Origin of the sequence: Dyella sp. S184, assembly GCF_009766065.1 — a bacterium.
Taxonomy (GTDB): Bacteria; Pseudomonadota; Gammaproteobacteria; order Xanthomonadales; family Rhodanobacteraceae; genus Rhodanobacter.
Map to the genome: position 1 here is coordinate 137,521 of NZ_LMUE01000009.1, position 20,767 is coordinate 158,287.

Consider the following 20,767-nt stretch of genomic DNA (forward strand, 5'->3'; position numbering starts at 1 on the left):
TCAATAGACATCGCGGGCGTAACGCCCCTGTTGCAGCAACTCGGCCAGCCACGCCTTGGCGTCTGCCGCAGACTGGCGTCCGTGTACGGTAATGATTTCCAGCAGCGCCTCATGCACATCCTTCGCCATATGCGCGGAATCCCCGCAGACATATAGATGCGCCCCCTCGCGCAGCCACGCGTACAACTCGCGGCCGTGCTCGCGGATACGTTGCTGCACGTAGATTTTCTGGGCGGAATCTCTTGAGAACGCCAGGTCGAGGCGGTGCAATGCGCCGCTGCGCAGAGCCTCCTGCCACTCCACCTGATAGAGGAAGTCCTGCGCGAAATGGCGATTGCCGAAGAACAGCCAGTTGCGGCCACTGGTGGCCGTCGCCTGACGCTCCTGCACGAAGGCGCGGAATGGCGCGATGCCGGTGCCGGGGCCGATCATGATCACGTCACGACTGCTATCGGCAGGCAGCCGGAAGCGCTCGTTCTTCTCGACAAATACCGGCACCCGCGTGTCATCACCGGTAGCGGCGAGAAAGGCTGAGGCGGCGCCGTAGTGGACGCTGCCATGCGCGGCGTACTCCACCACGCCGACTGTCAGATGCACCTCATCATGCCCCACTACCCTGGCGCTGGACGCGATCGAGTACAGCCTCGGTGTCAACGGGCGCAGCGCAGCGATCAGTTGTGCAGCATCCCAGCTCGTCGGAAATTCGCGCAACAGGTCGATCGGCTGGTGGCTTTCCAGCAATCGCGCGAAGGCAGCCTGCTGCCCCGGCTCAAGCACTCGCTGCAGGTCGCCATGTCCGGTCGCAGTGGCCTGCGCCACCACCAGCGACCGGGTCAACCGGGTGAGTTCACGCTCATGGCTCAGCCAGCGCGCCAGCGGCAAGCGCCTGCCGTCATGCTCGACCTCGTTCGCGCCATCGAGTTTCAACGTCGACAGCCACTGTTCGACCAGCGCTGGCGGGTTCTGCGGCCACACGCCAACCGCATCGCCCGGCTCATAGCGCAGGCCCGAACCTTCAAGCGACAGCTCGATATGGCGCACGTCGCGATCACTGTTTCGCGACACGATGCGCTGGTTTTCCAGAACCGCTGCCGGAAACGGGTTGTCCCGCGAATGCTGCGGCGGTGCACTGACCGCATGCAGCGGACTGGCATGGCGTGCCGAAGCTGCGGGAACGCTCAGGACCTCGCGTGCCGTCTCCAAAACGCCAGCCGACCACTCGGCGGCAGTCGAGTCGAAATCCACATCTGCCTCACCAAGCGTACTAAAACGGCTGGCGCCCAACTCGATCAGGCGCGCATCAAGCTCACGGCTGACCGCGCAGAACTTCGGATAGCTCGAGTCGCCCAGCCCCAGCACGGCGAACTTCAGCTGCGGCAGCCTGGGGGCGCGCTTGCCGGAAATGAACTCGATGAAGCCGATCGCATCATCCGGCGGATCGCCATCGCCCTGGCTGCTGATCACCACCACGAGATGGTGCTCCTGCGCCAGCTCGCGCAAAGGATAGGCCCCGGCACGCAGCAGGCGAACCAGCAGCCCCGCTGCTTCTGCGTTGCCTGCCAGTTGTTCGGCTACACGCCGCGAGTTGCCGGTCTGGCTGCCATAGACGATGCTGAGTCGCTCGCCAGCCTGCCCGGCTGGCACTGCCGACGGCTCGCCGACCACCGCCAGCCCGGCATATGCCGGCAAGCGCGCCGCAAGAGCTGCACTGTATGCTGCAATCCAGTAGAGGTCCGCCGGTGACAGACCGCTCGTCAGCCTGGCAAGCTGCGCCAGCTTGTCGGCATCAAGTGTCGAGTCAAGCTGTGGCGATTTCAGTGCGGCATTCACATGCTCTTCCTTTTGGACGTCTTTACGTCTTGACGTCCATGTTAATAAGCCTTGTGTCCGCATCAGAAAGCATATGTTGGAATGTCGTTATGCCAGCCGTTCATTTCTATACGTCTCGGTACAGGACTGATACTCTCCCGCGACAACCACTTCGATTGACGTGCCAGACTTGACTGAGCTGCTTACATTCATTGCCGTCGGTGCCTTTGCCCAGCTGATCGACGGCGCGCTGGGCATGGCCTATGGCGTGACCTCCGCCGGGTTGCTGATGGGCCTGGGCATGCCCCCGGTCGCCGCCAGTGCCAGCGTGCATTACGCCGAGACCTTCACCTGTGGCGCCTCCGGCATCAGCCACCTGCTGGCCGGCAATGTGCGGCGCCCACTGTTTCTTGCGCTGGTGATACCTGGCGTACTGGGTGCCCTGCTCGGTGTGCTGGTGGCGGTCAACGTGCCACCGCAGTGGATGCGCATCGCCTTGACCCCGTATCTGCTGGGCATGGGCCTGTTTCTGCTCTTCCGCCGCAGCCACCAGCCAGGACAGCGTACCGATGTACCCCGTGGCACCGGGTTGATGGGGCTGCTGGCCGCCTTTGTCGACGCGATCGGCGGTGGCGGCTGGAGCGCACTGACCGTCACCATCCTGCTCGCGCGCGGGCTGCCGCCACGCGTGGTCATTGGCAGCGTGCACCTGGCCAAATGCGTGGTAAGCATCGCCGCCAGCATGAGTTTCCTGCTCACTATCGGCACCAGCCATGGCTTCGCCGTGATCGGCCTGATCATCGGCGGCGTGCTTGCCGCACCGTTCGGCGCACTGTTCATCCGTCGCATCCCGGCGCGGGCCGCGACGATGCTGGCCGGCTTCGCCGTGCTCGCGCTGGGTATCAACAATGCGGTCCGCATGTTCGGCTGAGACCGATCCAAACCCGCCCGCCGTCACTACAATGGGCCGATGAGCCCAACCAAGCACCTCCCGATCGAAGTCCGCGGCAGCATCAGCCGCCCACTGGGCATGAGCCCAGCCCACTTCCTGCGCGATTACTGGCAGAAACGACCGCTACTGATCCGTGGCGCGTTCGCCGATTTCCAGCCGCCGTTGCAACCCGACGACCTGGCCGGCCTCGCCTGCGAGGACGGTGCACTGGCCCGGCTGATCGTGCATGACGAGAAGCGTGACCGCTGGCACGTCAATCCCGGCCCGCTGAGCGAGGCCGATTTCGCCAAGACTCCAAGCACCAACTGGACCTTGTTGGTGCAGGATGTGGACAAGTGGGATGCGGACGTTGCCGGGCTGCTCGATCACTTCAGCTTCCTGCCGAGCTGGCGCCTGGACGACATCATGGTCTCCTACGCCGAACCGGGCGGCGGCGTCGGCGCCCATGTCGACCAGTACGACGTGTTTCTCCTACAGGGGCTTGGTCAGCGCCACTGGGCGATCAGCGATGATCCGATGGCGCCGAAGGAATTCCGCCACGATGTTGAACTGAAACAGCTTGCCCACTTCGAGTCGACCCACGAATGGCTGCTGGAACCGGGCGACATGCTGTACCTGCCGCCGGGCGTCCCGCACGACGGCGTTGCCTTCGGCGGCCCGTGCATGACGTTTTCGATCGGCATGCGCGCACCCTCGCAAGCCGAACTGACCGGTGACCTGGCTGACCATATCGCCGAGCACCTGCCGGAAGAGCTGCGTTATGCCGATCCGGACCTGAAACCGGCCAAGGCCACCGGCGAGATCGACCGCGCCGCCATCGAACGCCTGAAGATGGCGCTGCCGTTTGCGGCGGTGCTGCGCGACGACATGCTGCACGACTGGTTCGGTCGCTTCATCACCCGCTACCGCAACGCGCAGGTGCCGGCGCCGCTGGAAAAACTCCTGAATGAGGCAGCACTGGCCAAACAGCTCGCTGCGGGTGCGCAACTGCTGCGCCATCCTTGGTCACGGCTGGCCTGGAGTCAGGGCAAATCCGGCTGCACGCTATATGTCAGCGGCCATGCCTATCCGGCCACACCCGCGCTGGCGCAGCAGCTGTGTGAGCAGCGCGCACTCAGCCTTGCCGGCAAACCGAACGCTACCGAACGCGCCCTGCTGCTGGCGTTGATCAATGACGGCCACCTCCTGCCGAGAAAATCCCGCCGCCGATGAAGTTGCAGAACTTCCACGTCGAAATCGCCGAGTGGTCGCGCGAGGATCAGCGTGCGGCCTTGCTCGACCTGCGTAGCACGGTGTTTATTCAGGAACAGGGTGTACCTGAGGAACGCGAACGGGATGGACTCGATGTGGATTGCTGGCACGTGCTGGCACGTGACGATACCGGGCAACCGATCGGCTGCGGCCGGCTCACGCCAGCCCACAAGATCGGCCGCATGGCGGTGTTGCCGGAATGGCGTGGCAACGGCGTCGGCGTAGCCTTGCTGCGTGAGCTGATCGGACGTGCCCGCACGCAAGGCTGGCCGGACGTGGCGCTGGATGCACAGGTCAGTGCCCTCGGCTTCTACGAACGCGAAGGTTTCACTGCGTATGGCGAGGAGTTCGAGGACGCCGGCCTGCCGCATCGGGCCATGCGCATGGCCTTGTCGGCTAACGTCGAAGACGAGACACCCTCGCGCGATACCGGTGCACTGCCTGCCACCACGCGCAGCGAAACCGCCGCCGCCCGACTGCAGTTGTTGGTCGATGCACGCCATCGCCTGGCCATTTACCTGCCACTGCTCGGCAATGACAGCTACGCCAGCGTGGAAGAGCTGGCTGAGCTGCGGCGTCTGGCGATCTCCGGCCGCGGCGCGCAAATCCGCATCCTGCTGCACGATCCAGCCGCAGCCCTGCGCAACGACCATCGCCTGATTGCGCTGGCACAGCGCCTGCCAAGTTCGATGCAGATCCGCATGCCCGTGGAGGAAGCCGACCTGGCCTATGTCTCGGCCTATCTGCTCAACGACGTCGGCGGTTACCTGTTCCTGCCCGAGGCGAATCGTCCGCAAGGTCGCGCAGCCCGCCATGACCGCGCCGCCCAGGCGCCACTGCAACAGCATTTCGATGAAATATGGGAGCGCGCCGAGCGCGCCAGCGCCCTGCAGGCACTGGATATCTAGCCGTCATGACGGAACCGGCTGAACACCAGCTGGCCCGACGATTTCAGCTGCCGATCGCCGAGCGCGCCGTCAAAACACGCCAGATCGTCGCCTGCGACGAAAAAATCGGCGAGTCCTCGATAAAAATACCCGCCAACAACCCGTTTCGGGTCACTTGTAGGTTGTCGCGTCGCAGCAGGCAAAGGCTATAATTGTCCGGATTCTCTCCAGTCATCCGCTTGAAGGGTCTGTCGGGCTTGAATACCGACGGAAAACCTCGACTTCAAGGTCACACGGATGGCCGCAAGCATCCCTTCCCTGCCGGTGGTGACGTGACTACAAACCTGATTCGCGAGTTCTTCGAGTCCTCCCAACTCGCTGGCGGTAACGCCGACTATGTTGAATCGCTTTATGACACCTGGCTGACCGACGCCTCGTCGGTACCCGCCGAGTGGAGCAAATATTTCGAGACCTTCAAGGGTCGCGATTCAGGGGATGTCTCGCATGTCCCGGCCATTGCCCGTATCGAGGCCGCGCAGAAGCAGCGCCATTCGGGTAACGGCATTGCCGCCGCACCGGTGAGTGACGAGCATGCGCGCAAGCAGGCTGGCGTGCTGCGCCTGCTTACCGCCTACCGCTCGCGTGGTCATCTCGCCGCCGATCTCGACCCGCTCGGCCTCACCGAGAAGATGTCGGCCCCGGATCTCGGCCTTGCCTTCCATGGCCTCTCCGATGCCGACCTGGATACCGAATTCGACACCGGCAACTACGCTGGTGGCGGCCAGCGCCTGAAATTGCGCGACCTGCTGAGCCGTTTGCAGAAGACCTACGCCAGCACGATCGGCGCGGAGTTCATGCACATCAGCAACCACGAGCAGCGCCACTGGATCTACAGCCGCCTCGAGCAGGCCGCCGGCAAGAGCACCCTGGACAAGGCCGGCAAGCAGCGTGTGCTGGATGGCCTGACCGCAGCCGAGGGCCTGGAGCGCTACCTGCACACGAAATACGTGGGCCAGAAGCGCTTCTCGCTGGAAGGCGGCGACAGCATGATCCCGATGATCGATGACGTCGTGCGTGCTGCCGGCGACAACGGCATCAAGGAGCTGGTGATCGGCATGGCCCATCGTGGCCGCCTCAACATGCTGGTCAACATCCTCGGCAAGCCACCGAAGACCCTGTTCGATGAATTCGAGGGCAAGTTCGAGCATCCGGACGACCCGGCCCACTCAGGCGACGTGAAGTACCACATGGGCTTCTCCGCCGACGTCAAGACGCCCAAGGGCGCCGTGCACGTGGCGCTGGCGTTCAATCCGTCGCACCTTGAGATCGTCAATCCGGTGGTGACCGGTTCGGTGCATGCGCGACAGACCCGTCGCCACGACACCCTGCATACGCAGTCGATGGCCGTGGTGATCCATGGCGACGCCGCGCTGGCCGGCCAGGGCGTAAACATGGAGCTGTTCAACATGTCGCAGGCCCGCGGTTTCAAGATCGGCGGCAGCATGCACATCGTGATCAACAACCAGGTCGGCTTCACCACGTCCAATCCGCAAGACGCCCGCTCCACCATGTACTGCACCGACCTCGCCAAGATGGTCAATGCACCGGTGCTACATGTGAACGGCGACGATCCGGAAGCAGTGATTGCCGTCACCCGGCTCGCCTATGAGTTCCGCAAGCAGTTCCGCAAGGATGTGGTGATCGACTTGGTCTGCTATCGCCGCCACGGCCACAACGAGGCCGACGAACCGGCCGCGACGCAGCCAGTGATGTACCAGGTCATCCGCAAGCTCCCGACCACGCGCGATCTCTATCAGCAGAAGTTGGTGAAGGAAGGCGTGCTGGCCGAGGGCGAGGCGCAGAAGCAGTTCGAAACCTACCGCAACCGGCTCGAAGCCGGCGAGCCGATGGCCGACCTGAATCCATCGCCAGTCCGTGACTCCGAAATCGACTGGACGCGCTTCCTCGGCAACAAGCTGGCGACACCGGTGGACACCACGGTGCCGAAACAGAAGCTGCTCGATCTGGCGGCGAAGATCCTCGACCTGCCGAAAGACATCACCCTGCAGGCACGTGTGGCGAAGATCTACGACGACCGCCGCAAGATGGCTGCCGGCGAGCAACCGGGCGACTGGGGCTTTGCCGAGAACCTCGCCTACGCCACCTTGATCGACGCCGGCCACAACCTGCGTCTGGTCGGCCAGGACTCCGGCCGCGGTACGTTCTTCCATCGCCATGCGGTGCTGCACGACCAGAAGGACGGCCACACCTACATGCCGCTGGCGACGATCCGCGGCGGTGCCGACGTCGAAGTGATCGATTCGCTGCTCAGCGAAGAGGCCGTGATGGCCTTCGAGTACGGCCATGCCACCACCGACCCGGACACGCTGCATATCTGGGAGGCTCAGTTCGGCGATTTCGCCAATGGCGCCCAGGTGGTGATCGACCAGTTCATCAGTTCCGGCGAGTCGAAGTGGAACCGCTTGTGCGGTCTGTCGCTGTTCCTTCCGCACGGCTATGAAGGCCAGGGCCCGGAGCATTCGTCGGCGCGTCTCGAACGCTTTCTGCAGATGTGTGCGCTGGAAAACATGCAGGTCTGCGTGCCAACCACGCCGGCGCAGGATTTCCACATGATCCGCCGCCAGATGCTGCGCCCGGTGCGCAAGCCGCTGATCGTGATGACGCCGAAATCGCTGCTGCGCCACAAACTGGCGGTGTCGACACTGGATGAGCTGGCCAACGGCAGCTTCCAGCTGGTGATCGGTGAGCATCGCGAGCTGCCGGCGAAGAAGGTCAAGCGCGTCGTGCTGTGCTCGGGCAAGGTTTACTACGACCTGCTGGAAGAAGCCGACAAGCGCAACCTGACCGACGTGGCGATCGTGCGCGTCGAGCAGTTGTATCCGTTCCCGCGCACCGAAGTCACCGCCGAACTGGACAAGTATCCCTCCGTGAAGGAAGTGATCTGGTGCCAGGAAGAGCCGATGAACCAGGGCGCCTGGTTCCAGATCCGTCATCACCTGCAGGCCTGCATCGGCAGCAAGCAAAGTCTCTCGTACGCAGGACGCGCGCGTTCGCCGGCACCGGCTGCCGGTCACCTCAATACCCATGTCGCCGAACAGGCAGCGCTCGTCGAGCAGGCGCTGGTTGCAGCGGTCGGCACCGATCACTCGGTAGAATAAAAAAACTTAAAGAGTGCGGCCATGGATGGCCGCTTTTTGACCTTGGCGTTCAGGGATGAACGCACTAATTAAGGAAATCCGATGTCCATCGAAGTCAAAGTCCCCGTTCTGCCCGAGTCCGTCTCCGACGCCACCATCGCCAGCTGGCACAAGAAGGCCGGCGACGCGGTAAAGCGCGACGAGAACCTGGTCGATCTCGAAACCGACAAGGTGGTGCTGGAAGTGCCCTCGCCGGTCGACGGCGTGCTGAAGGAAATCCGCCAGCAGGTGGGTGACACGGTCAACAGCCAGCAGATCATCGCGATCATCGAGGAAGGCGCGGTTGCCGCCGCACCGGCAGAAGCGCCGAAGGCCGCTGCTGCTGCACCGGCCGCTGCCGCACCGAAGGCTGCAGCCAAGGGAGCCGAGGATCTGTCCCCGGCCGGCCTGCGCGTGGCCACCGAAGAAAAGATCGATCCGTCCAAGGTCGCCGGCACCGGCCGCGATGGCCGCGTGACCAAGGAAGACCTGGTCAACTACGGCAAGGGCGCGCCCGCTCCGGCCGCCGCCGCACCTGCCGCGAAGCCGACCCCGGGCTCTCGTCCGGAAGAGCGTGTGCCGATGACCCGCATGCGCCTGCGCATCGCCGAACGCCTGATGCAGTCGAAGAACTCGATCGCCATGCTCACCTCGTTCAACGAAGTGAACCTGGCCGAGGTGACGAAGATGCGCAAGTCGCTGGGCGAGGCGTTCCAGAAGGAACACGGCGTCAAGCTCGGCTTCATGAGCTTCTTCGTCAAGGCCGCGGCCGAAGCGCTGAAGCGCTATCCGTTCGTCAACGCCTCGGTCGACGGCAACGACGTGATCTATCACGGCTACCAGGACATCTCGATCGCCGTGTCCACCGACAAGGGTCTGGTCACCCCGGTGCTGCGCGACGTGCAGGACATGAGCTTCGCCGACGTCGAGAAAGGCATCGCCGACTATGCCGTCAAGGCGCGCGCGAACAAGCTGTCGCTCGATGACCTGCAGGGCGGCACGTTCACCATCACCAACGGTGGCACCTTCGGTTCGCTGCTGTCCACCCCGATCGTTAACCCGCCGCAGAGCGCGATCCTGGGCATGCACACGATCAAGGACCGCGCCATCGTCGAGAACGGCCAGATCATCGCCGCGCCGATGATGTACATCGCGCTGTCGTATGACCATCGCATCATCGACGGCAAGGACGCGGTGCTGTTCCTGGTCGATATCAAGAACCAGCTGGAGAATCCGCAGCGCATGTTGCTCGGCCTTTAGGCCGAGCAACCGGGAATCGGGAATGGGGAGTCGGGAATGGTTGAAAGCGCCGCCCGCTCTGCTCTTCCGATTCCCTATTCCCCTTTCCCTATTCCCGTGAGCGAATGAAATGAGCGAACACTACGACGTCATCGTCATCGGCGCCGGCCCGGCCGGCTATGTGGCCGCGATCCGCGCCGCCCAGCTGGGCCTGAAGACCGCCTGCGTGGATGCCTTCGCCGGCAAGGACGGCAAGCAGGCACTGGGTGGCACCTGCCTCAACGTGGGTTGCATCCCGTCCAAGGCGCTGCTCGATTCCTCGCGCCAGTTCCACAACCTCACGCACAACTTCGGCGTGCACGGCATCACCGCCGACAACGCGAAGATCGACGTGCCCACCTTCGTCGGTCGCAAGGACAAGATCGTCAAGCAGTTCACTGGCGGCGTGGCGCAGCTGTTCAAGGCGAACAAGATCACGCCGTACTTCGGTACCGGCAAGCTGCTCAAAGGCAACAACGTCGAGATCACCGGTGCCGATGGCGCCAAGCAGACGATCAGCGCGACCAACGTGATCCTCGCCTCCGGCTCGGTGCCGATCGAACTGCCGTTCGCGAAGTTCGACGGCAAGGCGATCGTCGACAATGCTGGTGCGCTGGACTTCACCGAAGTGCCGAAGCGCCTGGGCGTGATCGGCGCTGGCGTGATCGGCCTCGAGCTTGGCAGCGTGTGGAGCCGTCTCGGCGCCGAAGTCACCATCATCGAAGCGCTGCCGGAGTTCCTTGCTGTCGCCGATGCCGACGTGGCCAAGGTGGCCGCCCGGGAATTCGCCAAGCAGGGTCTGACCATCAAGCTCAACGCCAAGCTCAACAAGGCCGAGGTGAAGAAGGATGGCGTGCACCTCACCTACACCGACAAGGATGGCGAGCAGAATCTCGTCGTCGACAAGCTGCTGGTCGCCGTGGGCCGTCGCGCCTACACCGCTGGCCTGCTGGCTGACGACACCGGCGTGAAGCTGGACGAGCGCGGTCGCATCGTGGTCGACGAGCACTGCCACACCGGCGTCGACGGTGTGTGGGCGATCGGCGATGCGGTGCGCGGCCCGATGCTCGCGCACAAGGGTTCCGAAGAAGGCGTGGCGGTAGCCGAGTGGATCGCCGGCAAGGCCGGCCACGTCAACTACGACACGGTGCCCTGGGTGATCTACACCGAGCCGGAAATCGCCTGGGCCGGCAAGACCGAAAAGGAATTGAAGGACGCCGGCATCCCGTACAAGGTCGGCAGCTTCCCGTTCGCCGCGATCGGCCGTGCCGTCGCGATGAACGAGGCCGTCGGCCAGGTGAAAATGCTTGCCCATGCCGAGACCGATCGCATCCTCGGCGTGCACATGGTTGGCCCCGGCGTCTCCGAGCTGATCGCCGAGTGCGTCGTCGCGATGGAGTTCAAGGGCTCGTCCGAGGATCTGGCCCGCATCGTCCACGCGCATCCGACGCTGTCCGAGGCCGTGCACGAAGCCGCGCTGTCGGTCGACAAGCGCGCGATCCACAAAGGCAATTGAGGCCAGGATGGCTTCATCCCGGATAGCACATGGATGTGCGTCGATCCGGGATCCAGGTCCACAGACGATCACACGCGACCCGTCTCCCAAGGACGGGTTTCGCGTTTCTGGAGGTAAGGAATGGCTGAAGTAAAATCGCTCTGCGTCTACTGCGGCTCCAGCAGTGGCAAGTATCCTGAATACACCGAGCAGGTCCGCGCGTTCGGCGCCGAAATGGCCCGGCGGGGCATCGCCCTGGTCTACGGCGGCGGCAAGGTTGGCCTGATGGGTACCGTGGCTGATGCCGTGCTGGCTGGCGGTGGCAAGGTCTTCGGCGTGATTCCGCGCCAGCTGGTGGAACTCGAGGTGGCGCACCCAGGGCTGAGCGAGCTGCAGGTGGTCGAGACCATGCATCAGCGCAAGACGCGCATGTATGAACTGTCCGACGCCTTCGTCGCCCTGCCCGGTGGTTTCGGCACGATGGATGAGATGTTCGAGATGCTGACCTGGGCGCAGCTCGGCCTGCATCGCTATCCGTGTGCGTTCCTTGATGTGCGTGGTTATTACGATGGCCTGCGCACGATGATGGATCACATGGTCGACGAAGGCTTCGTGAAAGCCGGCCAGCGCGACAGCGTCTGGTTCGGCGACTCGATGACCGCACTGTTCGACTGGATGGGCAGTTACGACGGCGGCAACGCGTCCCGCGTGATCGGCCCGTCCAGCATCAAGGCCTGAAACCGGAGATTCGAGATGACCACGTTCCGCGCCTTTCGCATCCACAACGATGACGCTGGCTATCGCGCCGGCATCGAAACGATCTCCACCGATGCACTCTCGGCAGGCGAAGTGCTGATCAGGACGGCGTATTCCTCGGTCAACTACAAGGATGCGCTGGCTGGTACTGGCAAGGGCAAGATCCTCCGCGAGTACCCGCTGAACGGCGGCATCGACGTGGCTGGCCACGTAGTCGCCTCCACCGATCCGGCGTTCAAGGAAGGCGACGCAGTGCTGTGCACTGGCTCAGGCCTATCCGAGACGCGCGACGGCGGCTACGGCGAATACGCGCGACTGGATGCGCGCTGGACGATTCCGCTGCCAGCAGGCCTGAGCCTGCGCGAAAGCATGATTCTCGGCACCGCCGGCTTCACCGCCGCGCTGGCGTTGCTGCGCATGCAAGACAACCGACAGACGCCAGCACTCGGGCCACTTGCCGTGACCGGGGCCAGTGGTGGCGTCGGCCAGCTCGCGATCGATATCTTCACCCGCGCCGGTTACGAAGTGCACGCGATCAGCGGCAAGGCTGATCACTTCGACTTCCTGCGCAGTCTGGGCGCAACATCGTGCGTCGACCGCCATGCTCTCGCCTTCAGTGGCAAGCCGATGGATTCGGTTCGTTTCGGTGGCGCGCTGGACAACGTCGGTGGCGCGATGCTGGCCGGCCTGCTGCCGCTGATCACGCCTTACGGCAACGTGGCGATCTGCGGCAATGCCGGCGGCATCGCGTTCGACAGCACCGTGATGCCGTTCATCATCCGCGGCGCCTCGTTGCTTGGTATCGCCTCGGCCGGTACCGCACGCGACATCCGTGACGAGGTCTGGCAGCATCTGGCCAGCGACTGGAAGCCGCAGCACCTCGAGCGCATTGCCACGCACGAAATCAGCCTCGACGAACTGCCCGAAGTATTTGCGCCCATGCTCGCTGGCAACTCGTTTGGCCGCACACTGGTACGCATCGGCGACACGGTTTGACGAAACCGTGCTTGGAAGAAAGGCCGCCACGGCTTAGAATCACCGAAACTCGCTGGGGACTATCACCTTATGGCACGTATTCTGATCGTCGATGACTCCCCGTCCCAATTGCTGGGCATCAAGCGGATCGTCGAAAAACTCGGGCATGAGACTCTTTCCGCCGAAGATGGCGCCGCTGGTGTCGAAGTCGCCAAGCTGGAAAAACCCGACCTGATCCTGATGGACGTGGTGATGCCCAATCTCAACGGCTTCCAGGCGACGCGCACGATCAGCAAGAATGCCGACACCGCGCATATCCCGATCATCCTGGTGACCACCAAGGATCAGGAAACCGACAAGGTCTGGGGCATGCGCCAGGGCGCCAAGGCCTATGTGACCAAGCCGATCAAGGAAGAGGAACTGGTCAAGGCGCTGAACGAGTTCCTGCCGCACTGACCTTGGTCCGGCAACTCATCACGCAGATGCAAACGGCGCCTTTCGGCGCCGTTTTTCATTGGCCAACTGACACCCTGATTACCGGCGTGGATCGAAATCCTTGAAGTGCTCATGCAGCGCTTCGTAGGCCGCGCGCTGATCGTCGTTGTCTGCCACTGGCACTCGGATCGACAGTTCCACCATCTGATCGCCCGGATGCGTGCCGGGCATGCCACGGCCCTTCAGGCGCAGCTTGCGCCCCGACTGCGACCCCGCCGGGATGCGCAGATCCACCGTGCCGGCCAGGGTCGGCACCGGCACCGTGGTACCGAGTGCTGCTTCCCACGGCGTGATCGGCAACACATGCACCACGTTGCGGCCGTCCAGGCGGAAACGCGCATCGTCGTGAATGCCCACTTCCAGCAGCAGGTCGCCATTCGGGCCGCCAGCCATGCCTGGCTGGCCCTGCCCGGAAAGGCGGATCACCTGTCCGGGGTTGATGCCGGCTGGAATCTTCACTTCCAGCACGCGCTCGCCACCGGCCGGATCATGCATCGCCAACCGCGTACGGCCGCCGTCGAACGCCGTCTGCAGGTCGATTCGCACCGACGCCTGAACGTCCTGGCCGCGGCGTGGGCGCGGCTGGCCACGCTGACCACCGCCAGCCGCACCGCGACCAAACAGGCTCTCGAAGAAATCGCTGAAATCGCCCTCGTCTCCGCCACCGAAGCCCTGCTGCCCCTGCCAGCCCGGCGGCGGCCGGAACTGCTCGCCCTGCCGATAGCCGCCAGCGCGCAGCTGGTCGTAGGAGCGCCGCTTCTCGGCGTCCTTCAGTACTTCGTTAGCCTCGTTGACCGACTTGAACTTCTCCTCGGCACCGGCTTCCTTGTTCTTGTCCGGATGGTATTTGCGCGCGAGCTTCCGATACGCCGCCTTGATCTCGGCTTCGCTGGCATCGAGCTTCACACCCAGGATCTCGTAATAGTCTTTGAATTCCACCAACACTCCCCAACTCACGCAAAACCGCGGTGGATCGACTCCGCCGCGGGCAAGCCCTACATCTGACTCAGTGACTACTGCCGATGGTAATGCGTCCCGGCGTCGCCGGCGCTTTCTTCACCAGCTATCGCCGCGAATCGATTGCGCTCAATCACCACTTGTCACAAGAAATAGGTCCGGCTGCCGACGATTCAAGGCGACAGCCCGCCACCGGGCGATTTAGCATGGCAGAGCTTCCCTCCCATCCCGAGACCCGCATGACCATCCAGCCTGGCAACACGATTCCCGATACCACCATTCAGGTCATCGACGGCGGGATAAGGCCTGGCCATACCGGCGAGCTGTTCGCTGGACGGAAAGTCCTGCTGTTCGGCCTGCCCGGCGCGTTCACCCCGACCTGCTCGAACAAGCACCTGCCCGGCTATATCAATAATTACGCCGAATTCCAGCAACGCAACATCAGCGTGATGTGCCTCGCCGTCAACGACGCCTACGTGATGCAGGCCTGGGCCGCCGCACAACAGGTCCCCGCCGGCCTGCTGATGCTTGCCGACGGCAACGCCAGCTTCACCCGCGCACTTGGACTGGAACTGGATGGCACCGCATTCGGCATGGGTCTGCGCACGCGCCGCTTTGCGCTGTATGCGGAAGATGGCGTGGTGCGCGTGCTGCAGGTCGAGGCGCCGGGCGAGCTACGTGTTTCCAGTGCCGAGGCGATGCTGGCGGCGATCGGGCATTGAGGTACGTGTGCCGATATGTTGAAGATGATTGACTAACGTCCGTTTTGATCTAAAGCGAACGAGTGAACAACTGCGATCTAGGAGAGCTAAGGAATGCAGAAGGCCCATGATCATCTCGTCACAGTCGACGTAGTCAGTGGCTGCATCCGTATCTTTCGGATCATGCCTGATGGCGAACATGTCCTTTTCACCGAGTACGCTCTTCCAAGTGATGAGAATGTTGGCTGGACTGATCGCGTCACTGAACTGGCGCGTACGTTGGGTGAAGACCTGCTAATGGACTCTCCACTAACACGCAAGCGCTTCTCACTTTGATGCGTAACGTCCGCCACCCGAAGCGGACATTCCACTTATCAACATAACGGGCGCGACTTAGAGTGTGGCCGCTCTACTCCTCTGGCGAGGCACCGCTTTGACACTCGACCAAAAGATACAATTGGTAATTGCGATTGGTACATGCTGTGCCGCCGTGGCGACTTCTGCAGCGGTAATCTATTCCTTGATACAAACGCGTCTCGCGACAAGATCAAGGCTCAGGCTCAATGTCGTTTTGTCGGAGCACGGGGGCCGCCCTGACGTTTATGGCGATGCCACAGTGATGTTGCCTGCCCTGAAAATTCAAGTCGCCAACCACGGGCAGCGACCGGTGTTCTTGACAGCAGTTGGCTGGAAGGTCGGCAGATTCTTCTCTCGCGTAACTAAGTCGCAGAACATGACTGATGGCTGGCCATTGCCTTGTAAAGTCGAATCCTCTGAGTACGCAACGTTTTGGGTCGCACCAGATGGTTGGGATAAATGGCTCAAGGCATTCGCAGAGGAAGTTCTCGTTCCAAGTCGTTTCGGCTGCAAACCGTATCTCAGACTAGCTGTGCTGACATCACTAGGTGAGCAAATCAACGCTAGGTTGCCAGCCGATGTTCTTGTGAAGCTGACTCGCTATGCCTCTCCGAACGGGACTTGAAAACGGGTCGGCATTAAGCTTGATCAATGACGAAACTGTCGGCTTTCGACCCAAAGCGGGAGGTGGCATGCCGTTGAATCTAGAGCAGAAGGCGGACGAGTTCACGCGCGAATACAGCATGGTAGGCATGGAGTCCTACGAGGTGTATCCGACTCACCCTGCGTATCAGTTCATTTGGCACATGGGCCTGTCGATCAACGCGATGGCAATCGCAGTCTTCGCGATCGAAAACCAACCGATCCCCACTGACGGCTACCTCAGCCTAGCTTGCAAGGCGCACGACCTCACGGTTCAACTTCCTGCATATGGCATGGTCAAGCACGTTAAGGAACAGCCCGCGGGAGATCCTCCGTGGATACAAGTGAGTCTTGTGTGGCGCAAAGAGTCAGGAAAGAACGACGGGTGGGCAATAGGTATTCGCCGCTGGATGTGGCTTACAGTGGCGGCCGGCTTTGTGGAGTTTTTCGAACAACACCAGCAGCGGGCGCGTCGACGTAACCACGAACTGGCGCAGATGGCCATGGTTATCCGGGATTCCTGTGCCCATGGCTTGCAGATCGCCTCCAAGAAAAGTGGTGGCGCCGAACTCGACGGCCTGAAAATATTCAGGGAAGATCATGGCAAGCCACTATCGGATTTCGTTGGTCTCGGTGACTTCTTCATCCTTGCGCTGAGGATGTTTAACGAGCCGAGACTTCCACGGGCGCCCAAGGCGAAGAAACAGACTGAGGAAACGGAGTAGAAGCCATGTCCGCCTCTGGCCGAAAGCAGACATTGAGGAATACACCCAAGGCCTCAAAGAAAAACCCCGGCAGCGCCGGGGTTTTTCGTTCAAAACAACATCAGGCTCATTCTTCCGTGGCTGTCGGCTCAATCGCGTCCGAGCCTTCGCCATCAACCGGTGCCGGGATATCGGCGACCATACCTTCCTCGCCGTTGTCCTCATCCGCATCCAGCCGCATCACGCTGACAAGTTTTTCATCAGCCGGCAGCTTGATCAGGGTGACACCTTGGGTATTGCGGCTGAGCTGCGAGACTTCCGCCACGCGGGTACGCACCAGCGTGCCCTGGTTGGAGATCAGCATCAACTCGTGTGCCTCGGTGACCTGCACGGCGCCAACCAGCGCGCCATTGCGCTCGGAGCACTGGATGCCGATCACGCCTTGGGTGCCGCGGCCTTTCTTGGTGAACTCGACTAGCTGGGTGCGCTTGCCATAACCGCGTTCCGTCGCTGTGAGAATGTCACCTTCGGCGGCCACGATCAGCGAAACGACCTGTGCGCCTTCGGCCAGCCGCATGCCGCGCACCCCGGTGGCGGTACGGCCCATCGAGCGCACGGTGTTCTCGTCGAAGCGATTGACCTTGCCGTTCGAGGCGAACAGCAGGATGTCGCTGTTGCCATCGGTGAGCTCGACATTGACCAGCGCATCGTTCTCGTCGAGCTTGATCGCGATCTTGCCCTTCTGCAGCTGGAACGCGAACTCGGTCAGCGGCGTCTTCTTCACCGTGCCGTGTTTCGTCGCGAAGAATACGAAGCTGTCGTCGCGGTACTCACGTACCGGCACTACCGCCTGCACCTTCTCGCCTGCGCCCAGCGGCAATAGGTTGATGATCGGCTTGCCACGCGCACCGGGGCCGGCGTCCGGCATCTGATAGACCTTGAGCCAGTACACGCGACCGGTGCTGGTGAAGGTGAGCAAGGTGTCATGTGTGTTGACCACCCACAGCTGCTCGACGAAATCCTCGTCCTTCAGCGCCGAGGCCGAGCGGCCCTTGCCGCCACGCTTCTGCGCACGGTAGGTGCTGGCCGGCTGACGCTTGATGTAGCCAGTGTGCGACAGCGTGACCACCACGTCTTCCGGGGCGATCAGGTCGAGGACGTTGAGATCTTCCTGCGAATGCTGAATTTCGGTGCGACGGGCATCGCCAAACTCGGCCTTGACCGCTTCCAGTTCGCCACGGATCACCTCGAGCAAACGCTCGGGATTTTCCAGGATATCGATCAGGCCGCGGATGGTTTCCAGGATCTGCCGGTATTCGTCGGACAGCTTTTCCTGCTCCAGCCCGGTCAGGCGATGCAGGCGCATCGCCAGGATTTCCAGCGCCTGCGCTTCGGACAACTGGTAACCGTCATCCTTCAGACCGTCGCGCGGGTCCATCTCTTCCGGCCGCGACGCATGCGCACCGGTAGCCGAAAGCAGCGCGCGCACCATGCCGGCTTCCCAGTGTCGGGAGACCATGCGCTCGCGCGCTTCGGCCGGCGAGGCCGAGGTCTTGATCAGCTCGATCATCTCGTCGATGTTGGCCAGCGCGACGGTCAGGCCTTCGAGGATATGCGCACGGGCACGCGCCTTGCGCAGCTCGAAGATCGTGCGGCGGGTAACTACCTCACGGCGGTGACGGATGAATGCCTCGAGGATGTCCTTGAGGTTCAGCAGCTTCGGCTGACCATCCAGCAACGCCACCATGTTGATGCCGAACGTCACCTGCAGCTGAGTCTGCTGGAACAGGTTGTTCAGCACTACGTCGCCCATCGCATCCTTGCGGATCTCGATGACGACGCGCATGCCGTCCTTGTCGGACTCGTCGCGCAGCTCGCTGATGCCTTCGAGCTTCTTTTCCTTGACCAGCTCGGCGATCTTTTCGATCAGCCGCGCCTTGTTCACCTGGTACGGCAGCTCGTGGACGATGATCGTCTCGCGGCCATTCGGCTCGGTTTCGATCTCGGCCCGCGCGCGCACCAGGATGCGACCGCGGCCGGTGCGGTAAGCCTCGATGATGCCGGACGAACCGTTGATGATGCCGTAGGTCGGGAAATCCGGCCCCGGGATGTAGTGCATCAGGTCGTCGATCGAGAGCGTCGGCTCATCGATCAGCGCCATCGTCGCCGCGATCACCTCGTTGAGGTTGTGCGGCGGGATGTTGGTGGCCATGCCGACGGCGATACCAGCCGAACCGTTGATCAGCAGGTTCGGCACGCGCGCCGGCAAGACCAGCGGCTCGTGTTCGCTCTCGTCATAGTTCGGGCCGAAGTCGACGGTTTCCTTGTCGATGTCGGCCAGTAGCTCATGCGTGAGCCGCGACATGCGCACCTCGGTGTATCGCATCGCGGCGGCGTTGTCGCCATCGACCGAGCCGAAGTTGCCTTGGCCATCGACCAACAGGTAACGCAGCGAGAACGGCTGCGCCATGCGCACGATCGCGTCATAGACCGACTGATCACCATGCGGATGGTATTTACCGATCACGTCACCGACCACGCGGGCCGACTTCTTGTACGGTTTGTTCCAGACGTTACCGAGTTCATTCATCGCGAACAGCACGCGACGATGCACCGGTTTCAGACCATCACGGACATCCGGGAGGGCGCGGCCCACGATCACGCTCATGGCGTAATCGAGGTAGCTCTGGCGCATCTCGTCTTCGATGTTGACGCGAATGATTTCTTTGGCGAGTTCTGCCATGAATCGGCTTCCTTGATAACAAAAAAAGGACGCTGGCACCGCGCCTCCAGCGCATGCGCGAGCGACCCGAAATCAACCTGCGAAGTGTAGCACGAATGACATCAAAACGTCAGGATTTAGTTGTTCTCAATCAACAACTTACGCTGGCGTCTTGGGGCTCTTGAAAAGCATTCCGCGGGCTGTCGAAAAATTGACCAGCGCGGCGACCACCGAACCGGCGGCGGCGGGCACCGCTGGCCAGGGATGCAGGGCGGGAAAGCCCATCAGCAACAACGCATAAATCCCGTAATTGATCACCGCACCGAAGCTCATCAGCCCTATCCAATGCAGCCACTCGGCATGTGCAGCACGGTCGCTGCGGCGCGCAGCGAAGGTGTATTGACGATTCCACCACCAGGTGAATGTGGCCGCCAGCAGGAATGAAGGCACACGCGCCAGATAGGGATTCCAGTTTGCCAAGCCCACCAGCAACTGCACGATGCCCGTGTCGACCACCAGGCCGCCGACACCACCGATCGCGAACAGCGTGATTTCACGCGACAGCTTCACCATCCGAACATCGCCTGCATCGCGATGCTGTTCGGTCGCTCGATCACGCCGCGTTCGGTCACGATCGCGTCGATTAGTTCGGCCGGTGTCACGTCGAATACCGGGTTCCATGCCTGTGCACCTTCGACGACCGTGCGCTGGCCGCCGGTGCTGAGCAACTCGGCCGGGTCGCGCAGCTCGATCTCGATTTCCTCACCGGTGCCGGTGGCCATGTCAACCGTCGATGACGGCGCCACCACCATGAATTTCACACCGTGATACTTCGCGGTGATCGCCAGCTGGTACGTGCCGATCTTGTTCGCCGTATCACCGTTCGCGGCAATACGGTCCGCACCGACGATCACCCATTGCACGGCACAGGATTTCATCAGGTGTGCCGCCGCGGAGTCGGCAATCAGCTGCGCCGGAATGCCATCGCGCACCAGCTCCCACATGGTGAGGCGTGCACCCTGCTGCCATGGGCGGGTTTCGCCGGCATAGACATGGTCGACCCGACCCATGGCCACGCCGGCACGGATCACGCCCAGCGCGGTGCCAAAGCCGGCCGTGGCCAGTGAGCCGGTGTTGCAATGGGTCAGTACGCCGGAATGTGCTCGGATCAACGCAGCGCCCAACTCGCCCATTTTGCGATTGGCGGCCAGATCCTCGTCCTGGATTGCCTGCGCCTCACGTACCAGCGCATCCGCATCAGCGCCGGCGACGATGCGCCTTTTCATCCGGTCCAGCGCCCACATCAGGTTCACCGCGGTGGGCCGCGCTGCACGCAATGTGGCGAGCACCTCGTCGAGCGGCTCGCCCTGTTTCGCTGCCAGTGCCACGCCCCACGCGGCAGCAATCCCGATCGCCGGCGCACCACGCACGGCCAAATCCCTGATCGCCTGTGTGATCTGATTGGCGTCAGCACAGTCGATCCAGCGCTCCTCGCGCGGCAGCAGGCGCTGATCGAGCAGTCGCAGATGGTCACCCTGCCATTGCACGGCACGGATGCGGTCGTAACGGTCGTAATCCATGGATATGTC

18 protein-coding genes are annotated in these 20,767 nt (G+C 62.5%); 13 read left to right on the top strand and 5 right to left on the bottom strand.

What is annotated here, in order from left to right; all coding sequences use genetic code 11:
* The gene (locus GSQ75_RS12735) at positions 1–1,830 is read right to left on the bottom strand and encodes an assimilatory sulfite reductase (NADPH) flavoprotein subunit (RefSeq protein WP_254058570.1); all 1,830 of its coding nucleotides are present in this window, start codon (positions 1,828–1,830) and stop codon (positions 1–3) included.
* Between the two features lie 160 nt (positions 1,831–1,990).
* On the opposite strand from GSQ75_RS12735, the gene GSQ75_RS12740 reads away from it, so the two are divergent.
* The 9 genes from GSQ75_RS12740 (at position 1,991) to GSQ75_RS12780 (ending at position 13,056) form a co-directional block, all read left to right on the top strand.
* Positions 1,991–2,740 (top strand): sulfite exporter TauE/SafE family protein, encoded by a 750-nt coding sequence (locus GSQ75_RS12740; protein ID WP_158755257.1) that lies wholly within the window; start codon positions 1,991–1,993, stop codon positions 2,738–2,740.
* A gap of 39 nt (positions 2,741–2,779) precedes the next feature.
* Complete coding sequence (locus tag GSQ75_RS12745) at positions 2,780–3,973, top strand: cupin domain-containing protein (RefSeq protein WP_158755258.1); 1,194 nt, start codon at positions 2,780–2,782, stop codon at positions 3,971–3,973.
* The gene (locus GSQ75_RS12750; RefSeq protein ID WP_158755259.1) at positions 3,970–4,920 is read left to right on the top strand and encodes a GNAT family N-acetyltransferase; all 951 of its coding nucleotides are present in this window, start codon (positions 3,970–3,972) and stop codon (positions 4,918–4,920) included. Before GSQ75_RS12745 ends, GSQ75_RS12750 begins: the two co-directional genes overlap by 4 nt.
* 311 nt (positions 4,921–5,231) lie before the next feature.
* On the top strand, positions 5,232–8,078 hold the full coding sequence (locus tag GSQ75_RS12755; RefSeq protein WP_158755260.1) for a 2-oxoglutarate dehydrogenase E1 component: 2,847 nt from the start codon (positions 5,232–5,234) through the stop codon (positions 8,076–8,078).
* Positions 8,079–8,159: 81 nt separating this feature from the next.
* Positions 8,160–9,356, top strand: coding sequence for a 2-oxoglutarate dehydrogenase complex dihydrolipoyllysine-residue succinyltransferase (gene odhB / locus GSQ75_RS12760; RefSeq protein ID WP_158755261.1), 1,197 nt, complete (start codon positions 8,160–8,162; stop codon positions 9,354–9,356).
* Positions 9,357–9,465: 109 nt separating this feature from the next.
* Complete coding sequence (gene lpdA / locus GSQ75_RS12765; protein WP_158755262.1) at positions 9,466–10,890, top strand: dihydrolipoyl dehydrogenase; 1,425 nt, start codon at positions 9,466–9,468, stop codon at positions 10,888–10,890.
* A 120-nt stretch (positions 10,891–11,010) separates the two neighbouring features.
* Positions 11,011–11,607: a TIGR00730 family Rossman fold protein gene (locus GSQ75_RS12770; protein ID WP_158755263.1), complete on the top strand. Its 597-nt coding sequence runs from the start codon at positions 11,011–11,013 to the stop codon at positions 11,605–11,607.
* 15 nt (positions 11,608–11,622) lie between these two features.
* Positions 11,623–12,621, top strand: coding sequence for a YhdH/YhfP family quinone oxidoreductase (locus tag GSQ75_RS12775; protein ID WP_158755264.1), 999 nt, complete (start codon positions 11,623–11,625; stop codon positions 12,619–12,621).
* Positions 12,622–12,690: 69 nt separating this feature from the next.
* On the top strand, positions 12,691–13,056 hold the full coding sequence (locus tag GSQ75_RS12780) for a response regulator (RefSeq protein ID WP_158755265.1): 366 nt from the start codon (positions 12,691–12,693) through the stop codon (positions 13,054–13,056).
* Positions 13,057–13,134: 78 nt separating this feature from the next.
* On the opposite strand, the gene GSQ75_RS12785 is transcribed toward GSQ75_RS12780, so the two are convergent.
* On the bottom strand, positions 13,135–14,034 hold the full coding sequence (locus tag GSQ75_RS12785) for a DnaJ C-terminal domain-containing protein (protein ID WP_158755266.1): 900 nt from the start codon (positions 14,032–14,034) through the stop codon (positions 13,135–13,137).
* 257 nt (positions 14,035–14,291) lie between these two features.
* Between GSQ75_RS12785 and GSQ75_RS12790 the strand changes: the two genes are divergently transcribed.
* From GSQ75_RS12790 to GSQ75_RS12805, 4 genes are all read left to right on the top strand, one after another.
* Positions 14,292–14,774 carry a peroxiredoxin gene (locus GSQ75_RS12790; RefSeq protein ID WP_158755267.1) on the top strand — a complete coding sequence of 161 codons (483 nt, stop codon included), beginning with the start codon at positions 14,292–14,294 and terminating at the stop codon, positions 14,772–14,774.
* Between the two features lie 93 nt (positions 14,775–14,867).
* Entirely contained in the window at positions 14,868–15,089 is a 222-nt protein-coding gene (locus GSQ75_RS12795; RefSeq protein WP_158755268.1) for a hypothetical protein, read from the top strand.
* A gap of 283 nt (positions 15,090–15,372) precedes the next feature.
* The gene (locus tag GSQ75_RS12800) at positions 15,373–15,735 is read left to right on the top strand and encodes a hypothetical protein (protein ID WP_158755269.1); all 363 of its coding nucleotides are present in this window, start codon (positions 15,373–15,375) and stop codon (positions 15,733–15,735) included.
* A 19-nt stretch (positions 15,736–15,754) separates the two neighbouring features.
* A complete protein-coding gene (locus GSQ75_RS12805) occupies positions 15,755–16,477 on the top strand; it encodes a hypothetical protein (protein ID WP_158755270.1) in 723 nt (240 codons plus the stop codon).
* Between the two features lie 106 nt (positions 16,478–16,583).
* Here the strand turns inward: GSQ75_RS12805 and gyrA are convergent, their stop codons facing one another.
* The 3 genes from gyrA to mtnA form a co-directional block, all read right to left on the bottom strand.
* Positions 16,584–19,199 carry a DNA gyrase subunit A gene (gene gyrA / locus GSQ75_RS12810; RefSeq protein WP_158755271.1) on the bottom strand — a complete coding sequence of 872 codons (2,616 nt, stop codon included), beginning with the start codon at positions 19,197–19,199 and terminating at the stop codon, positions 16,584–16,586.
* 138 nt (positions 19,200–19,337) lie between these two features.
* The gene (locus GSQ75_RS12815) at positions 19,338–19,751 is read right to left on the bottom strand and encodes a GtrA family protein (RefSeq protein WP_158755272.1); all 414 of its coding nucleotides are present in this window, start codon (positions 19,749–19,751) and stop codon (positions 19,338–19,340) included.
* Positions 19,745–20,758 (bottom strand): S-methyl-5-thioribose-1-phosphate isomerase, encoded by a 1,014-nt coding sequence (mtnA, locus tag GSQ75_RS12820; protein WP_158755273.1) that lies wholly within the window; start codon positions 20,756–20,758, stop codon positions 19,745–19,747. Before mtnA ends, GSQ75_RS12815 begins: the two co-directional genes overlap by 7 nt.
* Between the last annotated feature and the right edge of the window lie 9 nt (positions 20,759–20,767).